Origin of the sequence: Bacillus sp. 5B6, from assembly GCF_000259405.1 — a bacterium.
Taxonomy (GTDB): domain Bacteria; phylum Bacillota; class Bacilli; order Bacillales; family Bacillaceae; genus Bacillus; species Bacillus velezensis.
Genome location: NZ_AJST01000001.1, coordinates 463,915 through 486,363 on the forward strand (window position 1 = coordinate 463,915; position 22,449 = coordinate 486,363).

Annotated in this window: 22 protein-coding genes and 2 riboswitches; of the genes, 20 read left to right on the forward strand and 2 right to left on the reverse strand. The window is 47.4% G+C overall.

Annotated elements, in window-relative coordinates:
• Positions 1-105: 105 nt before the first annotated feature.
• The gene (locus tag MY7_RS02260; RefSeq protein WP_007609830.1) at positions 106-873 is read right to left on the reverse strand and encodes a GNAT family N-acetyltransferase; all 768 of its coding nucleotides are present in this window, start codon (positions 871-873) and stop codon (positions 106-108) included.
• 408 nt (positions 874-1,281) lie between these two features.
• On the opposite strand from MY7_RS02260, the gene MY7_RS02265 reads away from it, so the two are divergent.
• The 19 genes from MY7_RS02265 to purD all read left to right on the forward strand — a co-directional run bounded on the left by MY7_RS02265 (position 1,282) and on the right by purD (position 20,190).
• Positions 1,282-1,815, forward strand: coding sequence for a sigma-70 family RNA polymerase sigma factor (locus MY7_RS02265; RefSeq protein ID WP_029326165.1), 534 nt, complete (start codon positions 1,282-1,284; stop codon positions 1,813-1,815).
• Positions 1,797-3,239: a DUF4179 domain-containing protein gene (locus tag MY7_RS02270; protein ID WP_007609832.1), complete on the forward strand. Its 1,443-nt coding sequence runs from the start codon at positions 1,797-1,799 to the stop codon at positions 3,237-3,239. Before MY7_RS02265 ends, MY7_RS02270 begins: the two co-directional genes overlap by 19 nt.
• Positions 3,240-3,362: 123 nt before the next feature.
• Positions 3,363-3,464, forward strand: a riboswitch (purine riboswitch).
• Positions 3,465-3,595: 131 nt separating this feature from the next.
• The gene (locus MY7_RS02275) at positions 3,596-4,918 is read left to right on the forward strand and encodes an NCS2 family permease (RefSeq protein WP_029326166.1); all 1,323 of its coding nucleotides are present in this window, start codon (positions 3,596-3,598) and stop codon (positions 4,916-4,918) included.
• 197 nt (positions 4,919-5,115) lie between these two features.
• Positions 5,116-5,898, forward strand: a complete 783-nt coding sequence (locus MY7_RS02280; protein WP_007609836.1) for a hypothetical protein — start codon at positions 5,116-5,118, stop codon at positions 5,896-5,898.
• 138 nt (positions 5,899-6,036) lie between these two features.
• Positions 6,037-6,210, forward strand: coding sequence for a Fur-regulated basic protein FbpA (locus MY7_RS02285; RefSeq protein WP_003155777.1), 174 nt, complete (start codon positions 6,037-6,039; stop codon positions 6,208-6,210).
• A 121-nt stretch (positions 6,211-6,331) separates the two neighbouring features.
• Positions 6,332-6,886, forward strand: coding sequence for a DUF2179 domain-containing protein (locus tag MY7_RS02290; protein WP_007609840.1), 555 nt, complete (start codon positions 6,332-6,334; stop codon positions 6,884-6,886).
• Positions 6,883-7,080 (forward strand): NETI motif-containing protein, encoded by a 198-nt coding sequence (locus MY7_RS02295; RefSeq protein WP_007609843.1) that lies wholly within the window; start codon positions 6,883-6,885, stop codon positions 7,078-7,080. The genes MY7_RS02290 and MY7_RS02295 overlap by 4 nt, the downstream gene beginning before the upstream one ends.
• Before the next feature lie 78 nt (positions 7,081-7,158).
• Positions 7,159-7,260, forward strand: a riboswitch (purine riboswitch).
• A gap of 132 nt (positions 7,261-7,392) precedes the next feature.
• On the forward strand, positions 7,393-7,881 hold the full coding sequence (gene purE / locus MY7_RS02300) for a 5-(carboxyamino)imidazole ribonucleotide mutase (protein ID WP_007609846.1): 489 nt from the start codon (positions 7,393-7,395) through the stop codon (positions 7,879-7,881).
• Positions 7,835-9,016 (forward strand): 5-(carboxyamino)imidazole ribonucleotide synthase, encoded by a 1,182-nt coding sequence (gene purK / locus MY7_RS02305; protein ID WP_050585493.1) that lies wholly within the window; start codon positions 7,835-7,837, stop codon positions 9,014-9,016. The genes purE and purK overlap by 47 nt, the downstream gene beginning before the upstream one ends.
• Positions 9,016-10,308 carry an adenylosuccinate lyase gene (gene purB, locus MY7_RS02310; RefSeq protein ID WP_007408896.1) on the forward strand — a complete coding sequence of 431 codons (1,293 nt, stop codon included), beginning with the start codon at positions 9,016-9,018 and terminating at the stop codon, positions 10,306-10,308. Before purK ends, purB begins: the two co-directional genes overlap by 1 nt.
• A gap of 75 nt (positions 10,309-10,383) precedes the next feature.
• Complete coding sequence (purC, locus tag MY7_RS02315; RefSeq protein WP_007609852.1) at positions 10,384-11,103, forward strand: phosphoribosylaminoimidazolesuccinocarboxamide synthase; 720 nt, start codon at positions 10,384-10,386, stop codon at positions 11,101-11,103.
• Positions 11,103-11,357: a phosphoribosylformylglycinamidine synthase subunit PurS gene (gene purS / locus MY7_RS02320; RefSeq protein ID WP_003155758.1), complete on the forward strand. Its 255-nt coding sequence runs from the start codon at positions 11,103-11,105 to the stop codon at positions 11,355-11,357. The genes purC and purS overlap by 1 nt, the downstream gene beginning before the upstream one ends.
• Positions 11,354-12,037, forward strand: a complete 684-nt coding sequence (gene purQ / locus MY7_RS02325) for a phosphoribosylformylglycinamidine synthase subunit PurQ (protein ID WP_007609853.1) — start codon at positions 11,354-11,356, stop codon at positions 12,035-12,037. Before purS ends, purQ begins: the two co-directional genes overlap by 4 nt.
• A complete protein-coding gene (purL, locus tag MY7_RS02330; RefSeq protein ID WP_007609855.1) occupies positions 12,021-14,249 on the forward strand; it encodes a phosphoribosylformylglycinamidine synthase subunit PurL in 2,229 nt (742 codons plus the stop codon). The genes purQ and purL overlap by 17 nt, the downstream gene beginning before the upstream one ends.
• The gene (gene purF, locus MY7_RS02335) at positions 14,225-15,655 is read left to right on the forward strand and encodes an amidophosphoribosyltransferase (protein WP_007609856.1); all 1,431 of its coding nucleotides are present in this window, start codon (positions 14,225-14,227) and stop codon (positions 15,653-15,655) included. Before purL ends, purF begins: the two co-directional genes overlap by 25 nt.
• Positions 15,656-15,746: 91 nt before the next feature.
• The gene (gene purM, locus MY7_RS02340; RefSeq protein ID WP_007609857.1) at positions 15,747-16,787 is read left to right on the forward strand and encodes a phosphoribosylformylglycinamidine cyclo-ligase; all 1,041 of its coding nucleotides are present in this window, start codon (positions 15,747-15,749) and stop codon (positions 16,785-16,787) included.
• Positions 16,784-17,371, forward strand: coding sequence for a phosphoribosylglycinamide formyltransferase (gene purN / locus MY7_RS02345; RefSeq protein ID WP_007609858.1), 588 nt, complete (start codon positions 16,784-16,786; stop codon positions 17,369-17,371). Before purM ends, purN begins: the two co-directional genes overlap by 4 nt.
• Positions 17,368-18,906: a bifunctional phosphoribosylaminoimidazolecarboxamide formyltransferase/IMP cyclohydrolase gene (gene purH / locus MY7_RS02350; RefSeq protein WP_007609859.1), complete on the forward strand. Its 1,539-nt coding sequence runs from the start codon at positions 17,368-17,370 to the stop codon at positions 18,904-18,906. The genes purN and purH overlap by 4 nt, the downstream gene beginning before the upstream one ends.
• Before the next feature lie 15 nt (positions 18,907-18,921).
• Positions 18,922-20,190 carry a phosphoribosylamine--glycine ligase gene (purD, locus tag MY7_RS02355; protein WP_007609860.1) on the forward strand — a complete coding sequence of 423 codons (1,269 nt, stop codon included), beginning with the start codon at positions 18,922-18,924 and terminating at the stop codon, positions 20,188-20,190.
• 163 nt (positions 20,191-20,353) lie between these two features.
• Here the strand turns inward: purD and MY7_RS02360 are convergent, their stop codons facing one another.
• Positions 20,354-20,584, reverse strand: coding sequence for a YgaP family membrane protein (locus MY7_RS02360; RefSeq protein WP_029326168.1), 231 nt, complete (start codon positions 20,582-20,584; stop codon positions 20,354-20,356).
• Between the two features lie 121 nt (positions 20,585-20,705).
• On the opposite strand from MY7_RS02360, the gene MY7_RS02365 reads away from it, so the two are divergent.
• Positions 20,706-22,448: an adenine deaminase gene (locus tag MY7_RS02365; RefSeq protein ID WP_007609862.1), complete on the forward strand. Its 1,743-nt coding sequence runs from the start codon at positions 20,706-20,708 to the stop codon at positions 22,446-22,448.
• Position 22,449 lies beyond the last annotated feature (1 nt).

Below are 22,449 nucleotides of genomic sequence, written 5' to 3' on the forward strand. Positions count from 1 at the left end.
TTAATTGAACCGTGAATTTTAAAGAAAAAGTATTCCACAATGGGATAATAATTAATGTTGTTTTAGAATAAAGTTTGTTCAAATTAAGCAAATTAAAGAAACCCTCTATTCAAATACAACCATTTCTCCGACATCTATAAATCCAAATCGCTTATAGATATTTTTTCCATCCTCTGAAGCCTGTAATACAACTGGTTTTTGTTTATCCTTTGTTTGATTTAGAAGAAATTGAAACATTTCACTGCCAATTCCTTTACCTCTAAATGTTTCTTTTGTCATCACATCATAAATACCATAGCTATCTTTGCTTTCTATTAATAAACCGGTAGTTACAGGCACCTCATCTATGCATCCAGTAAACATTTGAACTTCTGAACCTAATTTTATTTGTGAAAACGTATTAAAATAACTTTCTAATGCATCTTTTTCTGGTGTACCTTCAAATAAGCTCATGAATACGTCTATATATTTTAAAAGTTCTTCATCATTTTTCACAGCAGTAATCATAAGCTGATGGGAAATTCTTTGCCCAACATTAAGAGTATTTTCAAGTTTCATCATTACATTACGTTCCGCTTCTTTTAGATCATATTCTTGTATAAGTTTTGTCCAATCCTCAGTTAAATACTGAGCATCAATCCAAATACTAAAGGGATATTTTTTATATGAAAAATTATCGATTCCATGTCTAATCTTAACTGTATTTTTGATATTTGGAGATTTCGGCAATACTACATTAAATGTATCAGTAGGAATTTTTGTATTTGCTATGATGAAATCTTCTTCCTTTGTAAAGTCTCCGCTAACTGTATGAGTAAATGATTTTAATTTTTCTTCCAAATTGTTTATGACTAATTGTTGATTTGTAATCATGTTTTTGCACCTTTCAATTCAATTTAGTGCGCTTTTTTTATTATAAGGTCAACTAAAACACTAAATATACAGTGTTCACAGTATTTACACCCTCCCATAATATTCAGAAGACATTGAAGTGATTTGTTTTCTTTTCTAAATAATCTGGCCCGTTTGTTGCACAAGTAGGAAACGGAGTATTCTTAGATTTTATAAAACAACAACCAGGAGGAGCAATATTTTTAACGGTAACTTCTACATCAAGGAACTACAAACAACCCAAAAGATTTGCTATTCAATAAATTGATTCTTATACTGTTTAGAATAAATCAATAAAAAACGTCTCTTTTTAAAAAAGAGGCGTTTTTTTTCATCTTTTTGAAACCGTTTTGCCCCGATTCATATCTAACAGCATAGGAGGTGGATAAGGTGAAGGAAGAACGATTGATCAAAAAGGCGAAAAAAGGTGATGCCGCAGCCTTTGAAAAACTGATCACAGCACACCAGGATACTTTATATAAAACAGCTTATCTCTATTTGCATCACAAGGAAGATACACTGGACGCTGTTCAGGAAACGGCTTACAAGGCTTTTCTTTATATCGCACAGCTGAAGGAGCCGAAATATTTTAAAACGTGGCTGATCCGGATTTTGCTTCATACGGTTTTTGCGATGAGGAAAAAGCACGGAGACGTCATTCCGTTTGAGCCGCAACATGATACGCGCGCGGAGAATAAGAACATTGAAGAATACATAGATCTTCGGAATGCTCTGGAAACCCTTGATGAACATATACAGCTGACCATTCAGCTTTATTATTTTCAAGATTTCTCGATTGCTATGATCGCTGAACAGACCGGTATGGCGGAAGGCACTGTAAAAACGCATCTCCACAGGGCGAGAAAAGCATTGAAGCAGGAGTTGGAAAAGGAGGATAAACAAATATGGAAAAGCATCAAATGAAGCAATTGTATCAGGACATTGACGTGCCGAAAGCTGAATTGAAAAACGTGATACATAGCGCCGCTGCCCGTGCCGGAAAAGAAGGCGCCGTCAGACGGAGATGGGGACGAAAAGTGATAAACGGCCTCGCGGTTGCTGCTGCTTTGTTTATTCTGTATTTGTCCTCAGGCTTATTCATGCCCTCCGTTAATACGGCTATGGGAAACATTCCTGTTGCCGGACAAATTTACAGTCTGTTTCAGGATAAGGCAGGTTCTGCGCTGTTTAAAAGCAATTTGGTGACAAAACTGAATGAGAAAGCAGAATCACGCGGAATCACGGTTACAGTGAAAAGTGTGTATTACGACAGCGGACAGCTCGTTTACAATTTTACCGTTGACAATTTGAAATCAGATGAGGAGAGCATCTCTTTTCAAGTTGATTATAAAGATCCACGGAATATGTTAGCAGAGGATTATGACAGCAGTGATATGAAAAAAATGAAAGACGGGCGGTACGCGGGGCAGGTTCGCCTGTTCACGGACGGCTCAAAGCTGAAAGACGGTGATAAGCTTCCGCTTGTCATTACACAAATTAAGGATATCCCCGGAAACTGGCGCTTTACACTCCCGATTAAAAAACAAAAGTCCGTTTCTCTTGAAGGAACGAAAGCTGTGAATGTAAATCACGGATTATACCGCTTTTTCGATATCCGGGCGGAAAACGGAACGATGGGATCGGCTCTCCTGTATTCAGTCGACTTCTCTGATGCAGCCAAAAATGATGCCATCTCGATTTACGAGGCATCGGATGATGCTGGAAACCATTATGAAATGACGATGTCGAATATTGAACTTGGCAGCAGAAAGAACCTTCCCGGCGGCGGGAAAAGAATACGCGGCCAAACTCAATTCAGCAAACCGATAGACCCGAAAGCGAAAACACTTTTCATAAAGGGTGATATAAAATCAGAATCAGAGCCTGGAGAAGTTGTCCCTTTGAAAACAAAACTGCCCGTCAGCTATGAAACGAAACATCATCATGTCGGCATCACCATCAAAAAAATCAAACAGCAAGGCAGACGGGTGATCGTCGATTATCAATTCACAGGAATTAATTACAGCAAAGCGGATAAAGATCAGCTGATCAATGTCGGTGAGTCAATCGGTCTCGGCAATACGAAAAAAATGAAAACCTGGTCATCGCTTAATGAGTATGAAAAAGGCTATTATCTGAAAGGGAATAAGGCGAAAGTCACGAACCTTAAAACGGGTGAAATGGAATCTGTTTTTGAATTAGATGATTCATCCAATAAAGACTATTCGTTGCGCGATTTCTCATTCGATTCATACGCTTTGTACGTCAATCAAACGGTTATGAACTTGCTGGCGGATGACAAGGGGATCACATTCGCGGTGCCGGTTCGGCCTGCTGACGGAAAATGATGTCGGGAAGGCGGCTTTTGCCGTCTTCCATTTTTGGTCAATTAACGAATAAACCGAATTTTTTTAACGGGATTGTTCGTTTTTTTTATTGAGTTTTCAAAATTGAATTGATACAATAGACTCAGAAATCAAATATGCAGATATCGTATAATGGCGGGGATATGGCCCGCAAGTTTCTACCAAGCTACCGTAAATGGCTTGACTACGGATCAATCTCAATCGTTTGATATAAATAATCCATTCTTATTTATTCAGACTGAACGTATGTAGTCAAGCGTCCCAAATGTATTTGGGGCGTTTTTTATTTGGCGGATATCGGGCAGAATAAATGGGAGAGAATGAAGGAGGCAATTGGCTTGAAGCAATTTTTTCAGTTTGATGAGCTGGGGACAAGCTATCGTAATGAAATCATCGGCGGTTTAACGACCTTTTTGTCAATGGCGTACATTCTGTTCGTCAATCCGCTGACATTGTCTTTAAACGGTGTGAAGGGATTTCCCGAAGCATTAAAAATTGATCAGGGCGCGGTGTTCACCGCTACAGCCTTGGCATCTGCGGCCGGCTGTATTTTAATGGGACTGATAGCAAAGTATCCGATCGCGATTGCGCCGGGTATGGGATTAAATGCGTTTTTTGCTTTCTCTGTCGTACTCGGCATGGGAATTTCTTGGCAGGCTGCGCTTTCCGGCGTCTTGATTTCCGGAATTATCTTCGTGGCGCTTTCGCTGACGGGATTGCGGGAAAAAATCATTAATGCGATTCCGCCTGAGCTGAAATTGGCGGTCGGCGCGGGTATCGGTTTGTTTATCACATTTGTCGGTTTGCAGGGTTCGGGCATTATTGAAGCGAACTCATCGACTTTGGTGTCTATCGGCAATATTCACAGCGGCCCTGTGCTGCTGACGGTTTTCGGTGTTATTGCGACGGTCATTCTGATGGTGCTTCGCGTAAACGGCGGCGTATTTATCGGAATGCTTCTGACGGCGGTTGCCGGCATGGTCTGCGGACTGATTCCGGTTCCGACGCACATTGTCGGCAGCGTGCCGAGTCTTGCGCCGACTTTCGGACAGGCGTGGATGCATCTTCCGGATATCTTCTCCGTACAAATGCTGATTGTCATTTTAACGTTCCTGTTCGTCGGGTTTTTCGATACGGCCGGAACGCTGGTGGCTGTAGCGACACAGGCCGGACTGATGAAGGAAAATAAACTTCCGCGTGCGGGAAGAGCGCTTCTGGCGGATTCGACATCAATCGTTATCGGAGCCGTACTCGGTACGTCTACAACGACTTCTTATGTTGAATCAAGCTCAGGCGTTGCGGCGGGGGCGCGCTCCGGCTTCGCGGCTGTTGTGACGGGCATCCTCTTTTTGCTGGCGATGTTTTTCTCGCCGCTTCTGTCAGTTGTTACTACGAATGTGACGGCTCCGGCTTTAATTATTGTCGGCGCGCTGATGGTGGCGCCGCTCGGTAAGATCGCCTGGGATAAATTCGAGGTGGCTGTGCCGGCATTCTTAACGATGATTATGATGCCGCTGACGTACAGCATTGCGACGGGGATTGCGATCGGTTTTATTTTCTACCCGATTACAATGATCTGCAAAGGAAAAGGAAAAAGCGTTCACCCGATTATGTACGGGCTGTTCGTCATCTTTATCCTGTATTTTATCTTCTTGAAATAACGGAAAAACCGGCTGAGTTAAGCCGGTTTTTTGTTTTTGTCCTATTCCGTAAAACCAATACATACTATAAAACGTCATGTGGGTGTCCGGGTGAAGAAAACCGCTTGACTGTTTAAGGACGCTTCGGTACCTTATATAAGTGTTTTATTTTCTTGCTTAACAAATTCCGCCGTATTTTTTTGATAGGAGTTGCTGACATGACGGAAGAAAGAAAAGAAACGTTGGAAGAAGAAAAACAGCATCAGGGAACTGATGAAGAACCGCTCTCGAGAATGTCCAGAAAAGCGGGACGTTATCAAAAGCAAAAGAAGAAAGAAAAGGAACGGCGCCCGGCTCCGGCTTTTACGGAAAAACTCGCTTCTGTATGGGCCGCGGTCAAACGTTATTGCCGTTTCGCGCTGCGCATTTTGACATCACCGGTGAAGGTCGTTGGGGAAGACGGCTTTTCTCGCTTTAAATATGCTCTTATTTCAATGCTTGTGTTCAGTATCTTTTTCTCAATCGGAAATTGGTTTCAGCTGAGGGCAAGCCAGCAAAGGCCTCTCGGATACGGAGAGCGGCATCATACGTTTTTTGACGGCTTTACCGTCGTTCTCGTGTATACGCTCGTCTTTTTTGCCGCTGCGGCCGGGGCGGTCTGGCTTGTATCACGTTATATGATGAAACAGAAAATCACGATGCGGGATGCGGCCGCGGGGGTCGGATCGCTTTTGGTTCCGGCTGTCGCCTGCTCTATCGTGTGGATGATTTTCGCGATATTGAATCTGCCGGTCGTCACCGTGGTGTTTACGGCGCTGACCTTGTTTCTGGCCGCCTCGGCGATGGTGCAGTTTGTGCAGATTCTTTACAAATCGGCTGAAAAGCCTGCGGCTGACGTGATGTACTGTATTTCCGCAGCGGTCATCATCATGCTCATTTTTACGGCTGTGACATGGCCGCTCATTTCAGAGTACTTTACTGCTTCGCTGATCCCTTTATAAGTCGAAATTTGTCTTTCACAATGTTTACAAATTTTTCTAATAAAGCGTGTTGTTTTGAAGACCCGGCCGAGATATGATGAGAGCAACAGCAATTCGAAAGCGGCACTACTCTTTATGATTCGGAAAGGGATGATGAAGATGGCCCCGTTGTTGCGAGAAGCCATTAATCGGAAAAAACAGCACCTGAGGACAAAACTGATCCGCTCAGGGTTTTATCAAGACCATGTTCAGGAACTGTCCGGATACACGCTGAGTGAGCTTGAAAAGGAATATGAAGCCGTCAAACGATTGAAAAAAGCCGAGCTTCACTGATAAGAGCTTGAAAGTCTGCCTTGCGGGGCGGGCTTTTTTTTCTTTTGAAAATGATCAAAAGAGGGTAAACTATCCTTAATTGAAAGATTGGCCTTTCAAATTATCAGAGGAGGGGGAATCAATGATGCAGACGATTTTATCCAACAGTATAGGTATGGTTCTCATTATTCTCATCATTAACATTATATATGTCTCTTTCTTTACGATCAGGATGATTCTGACATTAAAGGGACAGCGCTATTTCGCCGCAGGCATCAGTACAATTGAAATCCTTGTGTATGTGACCGGCCTGAGTCTCGTGCTCGGCAATCTGAATCAAATTCAAAACGTCATTGCCTATGCACTCGGCTACGGTCTCGGCGTCATAGTGGGAATGAAAATTGAAGAAAAACTGGCGCTCGGCTATATTACAGTCAACGTCATTACGAAGGAGCTCGATCTGGACCTGCCGAAACAGCTCCGGGAAAAAGGATACGGGGTTACAAGCTGGGTTGCGGGAGGACTTGAAGGAGACCGGACCGCCATGCAGATACTGACACCGCGCAAATATGAGCTTCAGCTTTATGATACGATTAAAACGCTTGATGAAAAAGCGTTTATGATCGCCTTTGAGCCGAAAACGATCCATGGCGGATTCTGGGTGAAAGCAGTGAAGAAGAGGAGAATTAAGGAATGACAAAGCCAAAAAAGAAACGGTTTGAAGTAACGGAAGACGAAACGATTGACACCATTCTCACTTTAATGAAGGAAGAGGGCTATATGCCCGTCCGGCGGATGGAAGAGCCGATCTTTACAGAAAAGAAAGAAAATGGATCAATTCAAGTCGTTCCTTGCGGGAAAAAAATCGTATTTGAAGGGAAATTGATCTAAACACGAACATTAAAAGAAAGAATTTTTATATCGTTCGATAATGTCGTTGACATTATCCAAGTCCGTTGTTAAGATAAACATGAAATCAAAACACGACCTCATATAATCTTGGGAATATGGCCCATAAGTTTCTACCCGGCTGCCGTTAACGGCCGGACTATGCAGGAAAGTGATAAACAGCTGACATGGATATCGCAGAAGCGAACGACTGACGATACGCGCGCCATGCCCGGTTTGTATTGCTTCCTCATAGTTGCAATATAAGCCGGGCTTTTTTTTCTGAAAAACAAAGCATGAGAAGGTGGGAACAGAATGCAGCCGCTAGCAGGAATCATCATGGGAAGCACTTCCGATTGGGAGACAATGAAACATGCATGCGACATACTTGACGAACTTCACATTCCTTATGAAAAACAGGTGGTATCCGCGCACCGGACGCCTGATTTGATGTTTGAATATGCAGAAAGCGCAAGAGACAGGGGTTTAAAAGTCATTATTGCCGGAGCCGGAGGAGCGGCGCATCTGCCGGGAATGACGGCGGCCAAAACGACGCTGCCGGTGATCGGCGTACCGGTTCAGACGAAATCGCTTAACGGGCTTGATTCTCTTCTGTCTATCGTACAGATGCCCGGCGGCGTGCCGGTCGCGACGACGGCGATCGGGAAAGCGGGCGCAGTGAACGCGGGTCTGTTAGCCGCGCAAATTTTGTCGGCATTTGACGATGACATTGCGGATAAACTAGAGGCGAGAAGAAATGCGACAAAACAAACGGTGCTGGAAAGCAGTGATCAGCTTGTCTGATAAAAAAACGATTTTTCCCGGCGCCGTCATCGGCATTATCGGAGGCGGACAGCTCGGAAAAATGATGGCTGTCGCCGCAAAACAGATGGGCTATAAAGTCGCTGTCGTCGATCCCGTGAAAGACTCGCCATGCGGACAGATCGCCGATATTGAGATTACCGCCCAGTACAATGACCGTGAAGCGATTCAAAAATTGGCCGGAGTCAGTGACATCATTACCTACGAATTTGAAAATATCGATTACGAGGCGCTCAACTGGCTCAAAGAACATGCATATCTTCCCCAGGGAAGCGAGCTGCTGCTCATCACCCAAAACAGGGAAACGGAAAAAAAGGCGATCCAGTCAGCAGGCTGTCAAGTCGCTCCTTATCGGATCGTAAACAGCGGACGGGAGCTTGAGGAAGCCGTTCAGGCACTGGGGCTCCCGGCGGTGCTGAAAACATGCCGCGGCGGATATGACGGCAAAGGCCAATTTGTCATTAAGGAAGAAGGACAGACAGATGAAGCGGCTGCGCTGTTAGAAAACGGCACGTGCATACTTGAAAGCTGGGTATCGTTCCGGATGGAGCTTTCCGTTATCGTGACGAGATCGGTGCACGGTGAGATTTCAACCTTTCCGGCTGCTGAAAATATCCACAAAAATAATATTCTGTTCCAAAGCATCGTGCCCGCGAGAGCGGAGGAAACGGTTCAAAAGCGTGCAGAGGCGCTTGCCGTTCAGCTCGCGGAGAAATTGGAACTTGTCGGGCCGCTTGCGGTGGAAATGTTCGTCACGGAAGACGGAGACCTTTTGATTAATGAACTGGCGCCGCGTCCTCACAATTCCGGGCATTATACGCTCGACCTTTGTGAAACGAGCCAATTCGAACAGCACATCAGAGCGGTCTGCGGACTTCCTCTCGGCAGAACCGATCTTCTCAAACCGGGAATGATGGTGAATCTGCTCGGTGATGAAGTGAAGCTTGCGGAGGAGCATACGGAGCTTTTAAAGGAAGCCAAACTGTACCTGTATGGGAAACATGAGATAAAAAAAGGCCGCAAAATGGGACATATGACATTTTTGCGGAAGCCTGATGAAACATGGATTAAGGACATCACGAACATATGGATGAAAAGAGACGGAGGACGAGCATAATGATCGAACGTTATTCAAGACCTGAAATGTCCGCGATCTGGACGGACGAAAACAGATACCAGGCATGGCTGGAAGTCGAGATTTTAGCCTGTGAAGCCTGGGCTGAGCTTGGCGTCATTCCGAAAGAAGACGTCAAGGTCATGCGTGAAAACGCGTCTTTCGATATCAACCGCATTTTGGAAATCGAGCAGGATACGCGCCATGACGTCGTTGCATTCACCCGTGCGGTTTCAGAATCATTAGGCGAAGAAAGAAAATGGGTTCACTACGGCCTGACGTCAACAGATGTCGTGGATACCGCTCTTTCCTATCTATTAAAACAGGCGAATGAGATCTTGCTCAAGGACATTGAGAGATTTGTTGACATTATAAAAGAAAAAGCGAAAGAACATAAATACACGGTCATGATGGGCCGCACGCACGGCGTACACGCGGAACCGACGACATTCGGCCTGAAACTCGCGCTTTGGCATGAAGAAATGAAACGCAACCTTGAACGTTTCAAGCAGGCAAAAGAAGGGATCGAGGTCGGGAAGCTTTCCGGCGCGGTCGGCACATATGCGAATATTGATCCGTTCGTAGAGCAGTATGTCTGTGAAAAACTCGGCCTGAAAGCGGCGCCGATTTCCACTCAGACATTACAGCGCGACCGACATGCGGATTACATGGCGGCACTGGCTTTGATCGCGACGAGCATTGAAAAATTCGCAGTGGAAATCCGCGGTCTGCAAAAGAGTGAAACACGTGAAGTGGAAGAGTTTTTTGCTAAAGGACAAAAAGGTTCATCGGCTATGCCTCATAAACGGAATCCGATCGGGTCGGAAAATATGACGGGCATGGCGCGCGTGATCCGCGGGTATATGCTGACGGCATACGAAAATGTACCGTTATGGCATGAGCGTGATATTTCTCATTCATCAGCTGAGCGCATCATTCTTCCTGACGCGACAATCGCGCTGAATTACATGCTGAACCGATTCAGCAATATCGTCAAAAACTTAACGGTATTCCCGGAAAATATGAAACGCAACATGGACCGCACACTCGGTTTGATCTATTCTCAGCGCGTGCTGCTTGCTTTAATCGACACGGGTCTGCCTCGTGAAGAAGCATATGACACGGTTCAGCCGAAAGCGATGGAAGCGTGGGAAAAACAAGTGCCGTTCCGCCAGCTTGTCGAAGCGGAGGAAAAAATCACGTCCCGTCTCACACCGGAACAGATTGCCGATTGCTTTGACTACAATTATCATCTGAAAAACGTCGACTTGATCTTTGAGCGTTTAGGTTTATAGAAGAAGCCAGCCGGAGGCGGCTTCTTCAGCCGCCATAGATTGAATATTCCCAACATTCGGGTTAGGAGGCCTTCCGTGAATATTGTGAACAATAATCTTCTTTATGAAGGAAAAGCGAAACGAATTTATCAAACAGAAGACGAACAGATTCTCCGCGTGGTCTACAAGGATTCCGCAACAGCCTTTAACGGTGAGAAAAAAGCGGAGATCAGCGGAAAGGGCCGTCTGAACAATGAAATTTCAAGCCTGATTTTCAAACATCTGCACGCCAAAGGAATTGACAACCACTTTGTGGAGCGTGTTTCAGAATCAGAGCAGCTTATCAAAAAAGTGAGCATCATTCCGCTTGAAGTCGTGGTCAGAAACATTGCCGCCGGAAGCATGTCGAAACGTCTCGGCATCCCGGAAGGAACTGAGCTTCCGCAGCCGATTATCGAATTTTACTACAAGGATGACGCGCTGGGTGATCCGCTCATCACAGAAGATCATATCTGGCTCTTGAAAGCGGCGGCTCCTGAGCAGGTCAAAACGATCAAATCGATTACAAAACAGGTGAATCAAGAGCTGCAGCATATTTTTGAAGACTGCGGCGTCAGATTAATAGATTTTAAGCTGGAATTCGGCTTAGACGCAGAGGGACGGGTGCTTTTAGCGGATGAAATTTCTCCTGACACGTGCCGTCTCTGGGACAAAGACACAAACGAAAAGCTCGATAAAGATTTGTTCAGACGGAACCTGGGAAGCTTAACCGACGCATATGAAGAGATTTTCAAAAGACTGGGAGGCATTTCATAATGTATAAAGTGAAAGTTTATGTCAGCTTAAAAGAAAGTGTGCTCGATCCTCAAGGAAGCGCGGTGCAGCATGCATTGCACAGCATGACCTACAATGAAGTGCAGGATGTGCGCATCGGAAAATACATGGAGCTGACGATTGAAAAATCTGACCGCGATCTTGACGCGCTCGTGAAAGAAATGTGTGAAAAGCTCCTTGCCAATACAGTCATTGAAGACTACCGATATGAAGTTGAGGAGGTTGTCGCACAGTGAAATTTGCGGTGATTGTGTTACCCGGCTCCAACTGTGATATTGATATGTTCCACGCCGTAAAGGACGAACTCGGCGAAGAAGTCGAGTATGTCTGGCACGAGGAAACAAGCCTTGACGGATTTGACGGCGTGCTCATCCCCGGCGGGTTTTCATACGGCGACTACTTGAGATGCGGCGCCATCGCCAGATTCGCAAACATCATGCCGGCCGTAAAAAAAGCGGCTGCCGAAGGAAAACCGGTTCTCGGCGTCTGTAACGGATTCCAGATTCTGCAGGAGCTCGGACTTCTACCAGGCGCGATGAGACGCAACAAAGATTTAAAGTTCATCTGCCGCCCGGTTGAATTAATCGTGCAGAACGGCGATACGTTATTCACATCTTCATATGAAAATGGACAATCGATTACGATTCCGGTTGCCCACGGCGAAGGCAATTTCTACTGTGATGATGAAACGCTTGAAAGATTAAAAGAAAACAATCAAATCGCCTTCACATACGGCGGCGATATTAACGGAAGCGTCAGCGGCATTGCCGGTGTCGTGAATGAGAAAGGCAACGTATTAGGCATGATGCCTCACCCTGAGCGCGCAGTCGATGAACTGCTCGGCAGCGCAGACGGTCTTACATTGTTCCGGTCTATCGTGAAAAATTGGAGGGAAACTCATGTCGCTACTGCTTGAACCAAGTAAAGAACAAATAAAAGAAGAGAAACTCTATCAGCAAATGGGTGTCAGTGATGACGAGTTCGCACTCATTGAATCTATTATCGGAAGATTGCCGAACTACACGGAAATCGGGATTTTTTCCGTCATGTGGTCAGAGCACTGCAGCTATAAAAACTCAAAACCGGTTTTACGCAAATTCCCGACTAGCGGCGAACGCGTGCTGCAGGGTCCCGGAGAAGGCGCGGGAATCGTTGACATCGGTGACAATCAGGCGGTCGTGTTCAAAATTGAATCTCATAACCATCCGTCAGCGCTTGAGCCATACCAAGGTGCTGCGACGGGAGTGGGCGGCATCATCCGTGACGTTTTCTCAATGGGCGCCCGTCCGATAGCTGTATTAAACTCTCTTCGATTTGGTGAGCTCACTTCACCTCGTGTGAAGTACTTGTTTGAAGAAGTAGTGGCGGGAATCGCGGGATACGGAAACTGTATCGGAATTCCGACGGTCGGCGGAGAAGTGCAGTTTGACGCAAGCTATGAGGGCAATCCGCTTGTCAATGCAATGTGCGTCGGCTTAATTGATCATAAAGATATTAAAAAAGGCCAGGCGAAAGGTGTCGGCAACACGGTCATGTACGTCGGCGCTAAAACGGGCCGCGACGGCATACACGGCGCTACTTTCGCATCAGAAGAAATGTCAGATTCATCTGAAGAAAAACGTTCCGCGGTGCAGGTCGGCGATCCTTTCATGGAAAAACTTCTCCTGGAAGCATGCCTTGAAGTCATCCAATGCGACGCCTTAGTCGGCATTCAGGATATGGGGGCGGCCGGTCTGACAAGTTCGAGTGCTGAAATGGCAAGCAAAGCCGGCTCAGGCATTGAAATGAACCTTGATCTCATTCCGCAGCGGGAAACAGGTATGACCGCTTACGAAATGATGCTTTCTGAGTCTCAGGAACGCATGCTTCTCGTCATTGAACGCGGACGTGAACAGGAAATTGTCGATATTTTTGATAAATATGATCTTGAAGCGGTTTCCGTAGGTCATGTTACGGATGATAAAATGCTCCGCCTCCGCCATAACGGAGAGGTTGTTTGCGAGCTTCCGGTCGACGCGCTGGCGGAAGAAGCGCCTGTATACCACAAGCCGTCAGCAGAACCCGCGTACTACCGCGAGTTTCAGGAAACGGAAGTTCCCGCGCCTGAAGTAAAAGATGCGACAGAGACGCTTTTTGCCCTGCTGCAGCAGCCGACAATCGCCAGCAAAGAGTGGGTGTACGATCAATATGACTACATGGTGCGCACAAATACGGTGGTCGCCCCGGGATCTGACGCGGGAGTGCTCAGAATCCGCGGCACGAAAAAAGCGCTGGCGATGACGACGGATTGTAACGCCCGTTATTTATATCTTGATCCTGAAGAAGGCGGGAAAATCGCCGTTGCCGAAGCGGCGCGCAACATCGTATGCTCAGGAGCCGAACCGCTTGCGGTCACGGATAATCTGAATTTCGGAAACCCGGAAAAACCTGAAATTTTCTGGCAGATCGAAAAAGCGGCCGACGGCATCAGCGAGGCGTGCAATGTTCTCAGCACACCCGTCATCGGCGGAAACGTATCACTTTATAATGAATCGAACGGAACGGCGATCTACCCGACGCCTGTTATCGGCATGGTCGGCTTAATTGAAGATACCGCTCATATTACGACACAGCATTTCAAACAAGCGGGGGATCTTGTATACGTGATCGGCGAAACAAAACCTGAGTTTGCCGGAAGCGAACTGCAAAAAATGACAGAAGGCCGCATTTACGGCAAAGCGCCGCAAATCGATCTTGATATAGAGCTGTCACGTCAAAAAGCATTGCTTGACGCGATTAAAAAAGGCTTCGTTCAATCAGCGCATGACGTATCAGAAGGCGGCTTAGGCGTAGCGGTTGCAGAAAGCGTCATGACGACGGAAAACCTTGGCGCCAACGTGACTGTAGAAGGGGAAGCGGCATTATTATTCTCTGAATCTCAATCCCGCTTCGTCGTTTCGGTGAAAAAAGAATACCAAGCGGCGTTTGAAGCGGCTGTGGCTGATGCGGTTCATATCGGCGAGGTAACGGCTGACGGACTTCTGGCGATTCAAAACCAGGACGGACAACAATTGGTTCACGCGCAAACGAAAGAACTTGAGCGCGCGTGGAAAGGAGCTATTCCATGCTTGCTGAAATCAAAGGCCTGAATGAAGAATGCGGTGTGTTTGGCATCTGGGGACATGAAGAAGCTCCGCAGATCACATATTACGGCCTGCACAGCCTCCAGCACAGAGGACAGGAAGGCGCGGGAATTGTCGCAACTGACGGTGAAAAACTGACGGCGCATAAAGGACAGGGGCTTATTACCGAGGTTTTTCAAAACGGCGAACTGAGCAAAGTGAAGGGAAAAGGCGCGATCGGGCACGTCCGTTATGCGACGGCAGGCGGAGGCGGATATGAAAATGTTCAGCCGCTCCTGTTCCGTTCGCAAAACAACGGCAGCCTCGCGCTCGCCCATAACGGCAACTTGGTCAACGCCACACAGTTGAAGCAGCAGCTTGAAAACCAAGGGAGCATCTTTCAGACTTCCTCCGATACGGAAGTACTGGCTCACCTGATTAAACGCAGCGGACACTTTTCGCTGAAGGATCAAATCAAAAATTCGCTGTCCATGCTGAAAGGCGCCTACGCGTTCCTGATTATGACTGAAACAGAAATGATCGTAGCGCTTGACCCGAACGGACTCAGACCGCTGTCAATCGGCATGATGGGTGATGCTTACGTCGTCGCTTCAGAAACGTGCGCATTCGATGTGGTCGGTGCGACATACCTTCGCGAGGTAGAGCCGGGCGAAATGCTGATCATCAATGATGAAGGCATGAAATCAGAGCGTTTCTCCATGAATATCAACCGTTCCATCTGCAGCATGGAGTACATTTATTTCTCAAGACCTGACAGCAATATCGACGGCATTAACGTGCACAGCGCCCGGAAAAACCTCGGAAAAATGCTTGCTCAGGAGTCCGCGGTTGAAGCGGATGTCGTCACAGGCGTGCCTGATTCCAGTATTTCTGCGGCCATCGGCTATGCCGAGGCAACGGGCATCCCGTACGAACTCGGTCTCATTAAAAATCGTTATGTCGGCAGAACGTTTATCCAGCCGTCACAGGCTCTCCGTGAGCAAGGCGTGAGAATGAAGCTGTCCGCCGTCCGCGGTGTTGTTGAAGGAAAACGGGTCGTCATGGTTGATGATTCCATCGTGCGCGGGACGACAAGCCGCCGGATTGTCACAATGCTCAGAGAAGCGGGAGCGACAGAGGTGCACGTCAAGATCAGTTCACCGCCGATCGCTCATCCGTGCTTCTACGGCATCGACACATCAACACATGAGGAGCTGATCGCTTCCTCTCATTCTGTGGAAGAAATCCGCCAGATCATCGGTGCCGACACGCTTTCTTTCTTAAGTGTAGACGGATTGTTAAAAGGAGTCGGCCGAAAATTTGAAGACACCAACTGCGGACAATGCCTCGCTTGTTTTACGGGCAAATATCCGACGGAAATTTATCAGGATACAGTGCTTCCTCACGTAAAAGAAGCGGTGCTGACAAAATAAAATGTGAAAATGACATAAAGGCAGCGGGAATTCAGGCTGCCTTTCTCTTTCTGCCTTTTAAGGAGAAACGAATTGACAAGGAGTGATAGGGATGTCTGATGCTTATAAAAATGCCGGAGTTGACATCGAAGCCGGATACGAAGCCGTCAAACGAATGAAAAAACACGTGGAGCGCACGAAAAGGCTCGGCGTTATGGGAAGCCTGGGCGGTTTTGGCGGAATGTTTGATCTGTCAGAGCTTCCGTATCAAAAGCCTGTTTTAATTTCCGGAACAGACGGTGTCGGCACCAAATTGAAACTCGCATTTTCAATGGATAAGCATGACACGATCGGCGTCGATGCGGTCGCGATGTGTGTAAATGATGTGCTTGCCCAAGGAGCGGAGCCGCTGTTTTTCCTTGATTATTTAGCGGTCGGTAAGGCTGATCCGGTAAAAATTGAGCAGATCGTTCAGGGCGTGGCGGACGGATGCGAGCAGTCAGGATCAGCGCTTATCGGCGGTGAGACGGCGGAAATGCCGGGGCTGTATACGGCTGATGAATACGATATTGCGGGCTTTTCAGTCGGCGTCGCGGAAAAAGACGAAATCGTCACCGGTGAACATATCGAAGAGGGGCATCTCTTAATCGGACTTACTTCAAGCGGCCTTCACAGCAACGGATTTTCCCTTGTGAGAAAAGTGCTTCTTGATGACGGCGGACTTGATTTGGATACTGTCTATGAACCGTTTGCGCGTCCTCTCGGAGAAGAATTGCTGGAACCGACGAGAATATATGTGAAGCCGGTGCTCAAGGCGGTGAAAAGCGGTAAGGTGGACGGCATGGCGCATGTGACAGGCGGAGGATTCATCGAGAACATCCCGCGGATGCTGCCGGACGGATTGAGCGCGGAAATTGATCACGGATCATGGCCGATCCCGCCGATTTTTCCGTTTCTGCAGGAGCACGGCAAGCTGAAAGAAGAAGAAATGTTCAATGTCTTTAATATGGGCATCGGTTTTGTCCTTGCCGTTAAAGAAGAAAACCTGACAGACGTCATCGACACGCTTGAAGCTCAGGGCGAGAAGGCTTATCTGATCGGCCGGGTCAAGCGGGGCGAAGGCATTTCTTTCGGCGGTGCGGCTCTTTCATGAAAAAGTTTGCGGTATTTGCTTCAGGAAACGGATCGAACTTCGAGGCCATTGCCAAACGCATGAGAGAAGAGAAGTGGGATGCGGAGCTCTCGCTTCTCGTGACGGATAAGCCTCAGGCAAAGGCGGTGGAAAGGGCGGAGGCTTTACATATTCCGTCATTCGCCTTTCAACCGTCATCTTTTGAAAACAAAGCGGCCTTTGAACGGGCCGTTATTGAACAGCTGCGCCTGCACGGGGCGGAATTAATCGTTCTCGCCGGCTATATGAGACTGATTGGAGATACGCTGCTTGAAGCATACGGGGGCCGCATTATTAATATACATCCCTCGCTTCTTCCGGCATTCCCCGGGATTGACGCTGTCGGACAGGCGTATCGGGCCGGTGTGAAAGTGGCGGGCATTACCGTTCATTACGTCGACGAAGGCATGGACACCGGACCGATTATCGCGCAAAAAGCATTCGAAATACAGGAAAACGATACGCTTGAAGACATAGAGCATACAATACACGAGCTTGAGCACAAATGGTATCCGAGCGTTGTGAAACAGCTGCTGGGACTAAATAACAGAGGTGAAAAGGCATGACAATCAAACGCGCACTAATCAGTGTTTCTGATAAAACAAATCTCGTCCCTTTCGTAAAGGAACTGACAGAGCTCGGAGTCGAAGTCATTTCGACCGGAGGAACAAAAAAACTTCTTCAGGAAAACGGTGTGGATGTCATCGGCATTTCAGAAGTGACCGGATTTCCTGAAATTATGGACGGACGGTTAAAAACCCTCCATCCTAATATTCACGGCGGCCTGCTTGCCGTAAGAGACAATGAAGAGCATATGGCGCAGATCAATGAGCACGGCATTGCACCGATTGATCTTGTGGTTGTCAACCTTTATCCGTTTAAAGAAACGATTTCAAAAGAAGACGTAACATACGATGAAGCGATAGAAAACATTGATATCGGCGGCCCCGGCATGCTGCGCGCCGCATCGAAAAACCATCAGGATGTGACGGTCATCACAGATCCGGCCGATTACAGCTCCGTGCTCAATGAGATTAAAGAACACGGCGGCGTTTCTCTTAAAAGAAAACGCGAGCTTGCGGCCAAAGTATTCCGCCATACTGCGGCATACGACGCATTAATCGCTGATTACTTAACACGCGAGGCCGGTGAGAAAGATCCTGAGCAATTCACCGTTACATTTGAGAAAAAACAATCGCTCCGCTATGGTGAAAACCCTCACCAAGAGGCGGTTTTCTACCAAAGCGCACTTCCCGTCTCCGGTTCCATCGCGGCGGCAAAACAGCTTCACGGCAAAGAGCTTTCTTACAACAACATTAAGGACGCAGATGCGGCCGTTCAAATCGTCCGGGAATTTACAGAACCCGCAACTGTTGCCGTTAAACATATGAACCCGTGCGGAGTCGGTACGGGAGCTTCAATTGAGGAAGCATTCAATAAAGCGTATGAAGCTGATAAAACCTCCATTTTCGGCGGCATCATCGCGCTGAACCGTGAAGTTGATCAGGCAACGGCTGAAGCCCTTCACGGCATCTTTTTAGAAATCATTATCGCCCCTTCTTTCAGTGAAGAAGCGCTGAACGTACTGACGGCGAAGAAAAACCTTCGTCTGCTCACGCTTGACGTGACCGCATCAGGGAAGAAAGAAAAACAGCTGACATCCGTACAGGGCGGTCTTTTGATTCAAGATTTAGACGTCCATGGATTTGATGACGCCGACATCAGCATCCCGACAAAAAGAGAGCCGAGCGAGCAGGAATGGGAAGATTTGAAGCTGGCCTGGAAAGTCGTCAAACATGTGAAATCCAACGCGATCGTTCTTGCAAAAGACCATATGACGGTCGGTGTGGGAGCGGGGCAGATGAATCGCGTCGGTTCAGCTAAAATCGCCATTGAGCAGGCCGGAGAAAAAGCAAAAGGCAGCGCGCTCGGATCAGACGCGTTTTTCCCGATGCCGGATACAGTCGAAGAAGCCGCAAAAGCCGGTGTCACGGCGATTATCCAGCCAGGCGGATCGGTCCGCGATGAAGATTCGATTAAAAAAGCGGATGAATACGGAATCGCCATGGTATTCACCGGCATCAGACATTTCAAACATTAAGAGGGGGAACGAAGCGTGAATGTATTGATTATCGGAAAAGGCGGCAGAGAGCATACATTGGCTTGGAAAGCGGCGCAAAGCCCGCTTGTTGATACGGTGTACGCCGCGCCCGGAAATGACGGTATGGCAGACTGCGCGACGCTGGTCAACATTGAAGAAAGCGATCATGCCGCACTCATTGCGTTTGCGAAAGAACATCATGTCGGGCTGACGATTATCGGCCCCGAAGTTCCTCTGATTGAAGGGATAGCCGACGAGTTTGAAAAAGCCGGACTTCTTGTTTTCGGACCGTCTGAAAAAGCGGCAATCATTGAAGGGAGCAAACAGTTTGCCAAGGATTTAATGAAAAAATACGGCATTCCGACGGCGGAGTATGAGGCGTTTACTTCATTTGAAGAGGCGAAAGCATATGTGCAGCAAAAAGGTGCGCCGATTGTCATTAAAGCGGACGGGCTTGCCGCCGGAAAAGGTGTCACGGTCGCGATGACGGAAGAAGAAGCGATTGAATGCCTGCACGATTTTCTTGAGGATGAGAAATTCGGGGAGGCGAGCGCATCTGTGGTCATTGAAGAGTTCCTCGCCGGCGAAGAATTTTCTTTAATGGCGTTTGTAAAAGGGGAGACCGTCTATCCGATGGTGATCGCTCAAGATCATAAACGCGCCTTCGATGGAGACAAAGGGCCGAATACGGGCGGAATGGGCGCCTACTCGCCGGTGCCGCACATTTCCGATGATATCGTCAGAAGCGCAGTCGAAACGATTGTGAAGCCGGCGGCAAAAGCAATGGTAAAAGAGGGACGTTCCTTCACGGGCGTGCTGTACGCGGGGCTGATTCTGACGGAAAACGGATCAAAAGTCATTGAATTTAACGCGCGCTTCGGAGATCCGGAAACACAGGTTGTCGTGCCGAGAATGGAATCTGACCTCATCCAGGTGCTTTTGGATCTGCTGCATGAGAAGGATGTTGACCTAAGGTGGAAGGATACGGCCGCTGTCAGCGTTGTACTGGCTTCTGAGGGCTATCCGGAAAGCTATGCGAAAGGCACTCCGATCGGCAGTTTGACGTCCGCTGAAGACGGGATCGCCGTTTTTCATGCCGGAACGAAAAAAGACGGCGGACAATTTGTTACAAACGGCGGCCGGGTCGCCAATGTCACGGCATTTGCTGAGACATTTGAAGCGGCGAGAGATAAAGTGTACAGCGCCGTTTCAGGGCTGACAAAACCCGGACTGTTTTACAGAAGCGACATCGGCGCCCGTGCGCTGAAAGCATCGCAGCGATAAAGAGGAAAACCCCGTGTTATGTAAAATGCGGGGTTTTTTACGTAATGTGAGGACGGCCTAGGTTGTCGGCTTGCCAGTCATCGATGAAGTCTTCCGGCGTATAGACGGATTCTTCTCAGACTCGCGGGACAGGGGAAAATAAATAACAAGCCGAAACGGCTTGTTATTTTTCTTGCTGATGGCTGTCATGCTGATTCATTCCGGTTTGGAACATATATGTCACCGGACAGAAGCGGAGGATGCCGGACGCCGCTTTCATCGCGCCCATTATCATACAGAAGAGATGCATCTTGCACCAAGGTTTTCTCGTGTATTTCGCTGACGCAGCAGACAAAATGGTGAGGCCGCAAGTGATGCGCATAACGGCATTTAATAAACTGATATTCGGTTTCATCATTTCAGCTCCCTTAGAAAAAGTTTTTCATTCATCTTCAATAATTTGTAACGTTTTAGCCGTGCGATAATTGTGCGGATGTGATACGATGGGTCTAATATAAGCGAAGGAGAGTATGTGAATGTCCGAACGTACCTTTAACTGGAAAAATAAAGACATCAGATCACAGGCGGATGTTGTAGACTCAAAGCTGCTTCCAACGCTACTTTTACGGGATGCTCTCGTATTAAATCCTTTTTTAAAACAATGGCTGAAAAAGAATGTCTGGATTTATGGAGACCGCATTGTATATGTTGGTCATGAGCTTCCTGATGCAGCAGAGCACATTCATACCATAAATTGTGAAGGAAAATACATTGTGCCAGGTTACATTGAACCGCATACACATCCTTTTCAAATATATAATCCCCAAACGCTCGCCGAATATGTGTCTCAATTCGGAACAACGACGTTTGTTAATGATAACTTGTTTTTTCTTTTGCACAGCGGTAAAAAGAAAGCGCTTACTATATTAGAGGAACTGAAAAAACAGCCGGTGCAATACTTCTGGTGGTCCAGATATGATCTGCAGACTGAAGTGCTGAATGAGGATCAGCTTCTTTCTTTTGATGTCCGCAAGCAATGGATGGAGCACCCGGATGTCATTCAAGGCGGAGAATTGACCGGATGGCCGCGCCTCATGGACGGCGATGACCTGATGCTTCATTGCATGCAGGCGACAAAGAAACTGCGCAAGCGGATAGAAGGGCATTTTCCCGGAGCCTCTGAAAAAACACTGACGAAGATGAAGCTGTTCGGAGCGGATTCCGACCACGAGGCGATGAATGGCGGCGAGGTGATGAGACGGCTTGAATTGGGCTACTATGTTTCGCTCAGACATTCATCCATCCGCCCTGATTTGAGAACGATTTTGCAGGATCTCCATCAAAAAGGCTTCCGGCATTATGATCATTTTTTCTACACGACGGATGGAGCGACGCCGCATTTTTATAAAGGCGGCATGACGAATGAATTGATCAAAATCGCTTTGGAGGAAGGGGTTCCGGCGATCGATGCCTACAATATGGCCTCCTTTAATATCGCGAAGTATTATCAGATGGACGACTTTCTCGGTGTGGTCGGTCCGGGCCGGCTTGCTTCATTGAACATTCTCGATGACCCGATGAATCCGGACCCGGTCACGGTGATCTCCAAAGGCATCCTGCTGAGGGAAGACGGCCGAAATATGAATGCGTTTACAGAAACGGATTGGAAAAAGGGCGGTCTTGTCCCTCTCGAGCTTTCATATGATATGACGATGGATGATTTACAGTTTTCAATGCCGATGGGTGTGACCATGCGCAACGCGGTCATTATGGAGCCGTATATGATTGCGATTGATAATTCTGTTGACCAGCTTTCTTTTGATCATGATGAATGCTATCTCACGCTTCTCGATAAGCATGGAAAATGGCGGGTCAATACAATGCTGAAAGGTTTTGCCGATCGGGTGCAGGGCTTTGTCAGTTCCTACACGACAACCGGAGATATTATCGCTGCCGGAAAAAATAAGGAAGATATCCTGCTCGCTTTCTCACGGATGAAAGAAATCGGCGGCGGAATCGTGCTTGCCGAAAACGGGAAGATTCTTCATGAGATTCCCCTCGCCTTAAACGGTTCTGCATCCGCGGAGAAGTATGAAGAAGTGCTTGAGAAAGAGCAAAAACTGAGGACGCTGCTGGAGGAGCGGGGCTACCGATTCTGCGATCCGATCTATACGCTGCTCTTTTTGCAGAGCACACACCTGCCTTATATCCGCATTACGCCGAGAGGAATATTCGACGTGATGAAAAAAACTGTACTCTTTCCATCGATAATGCGTTAAA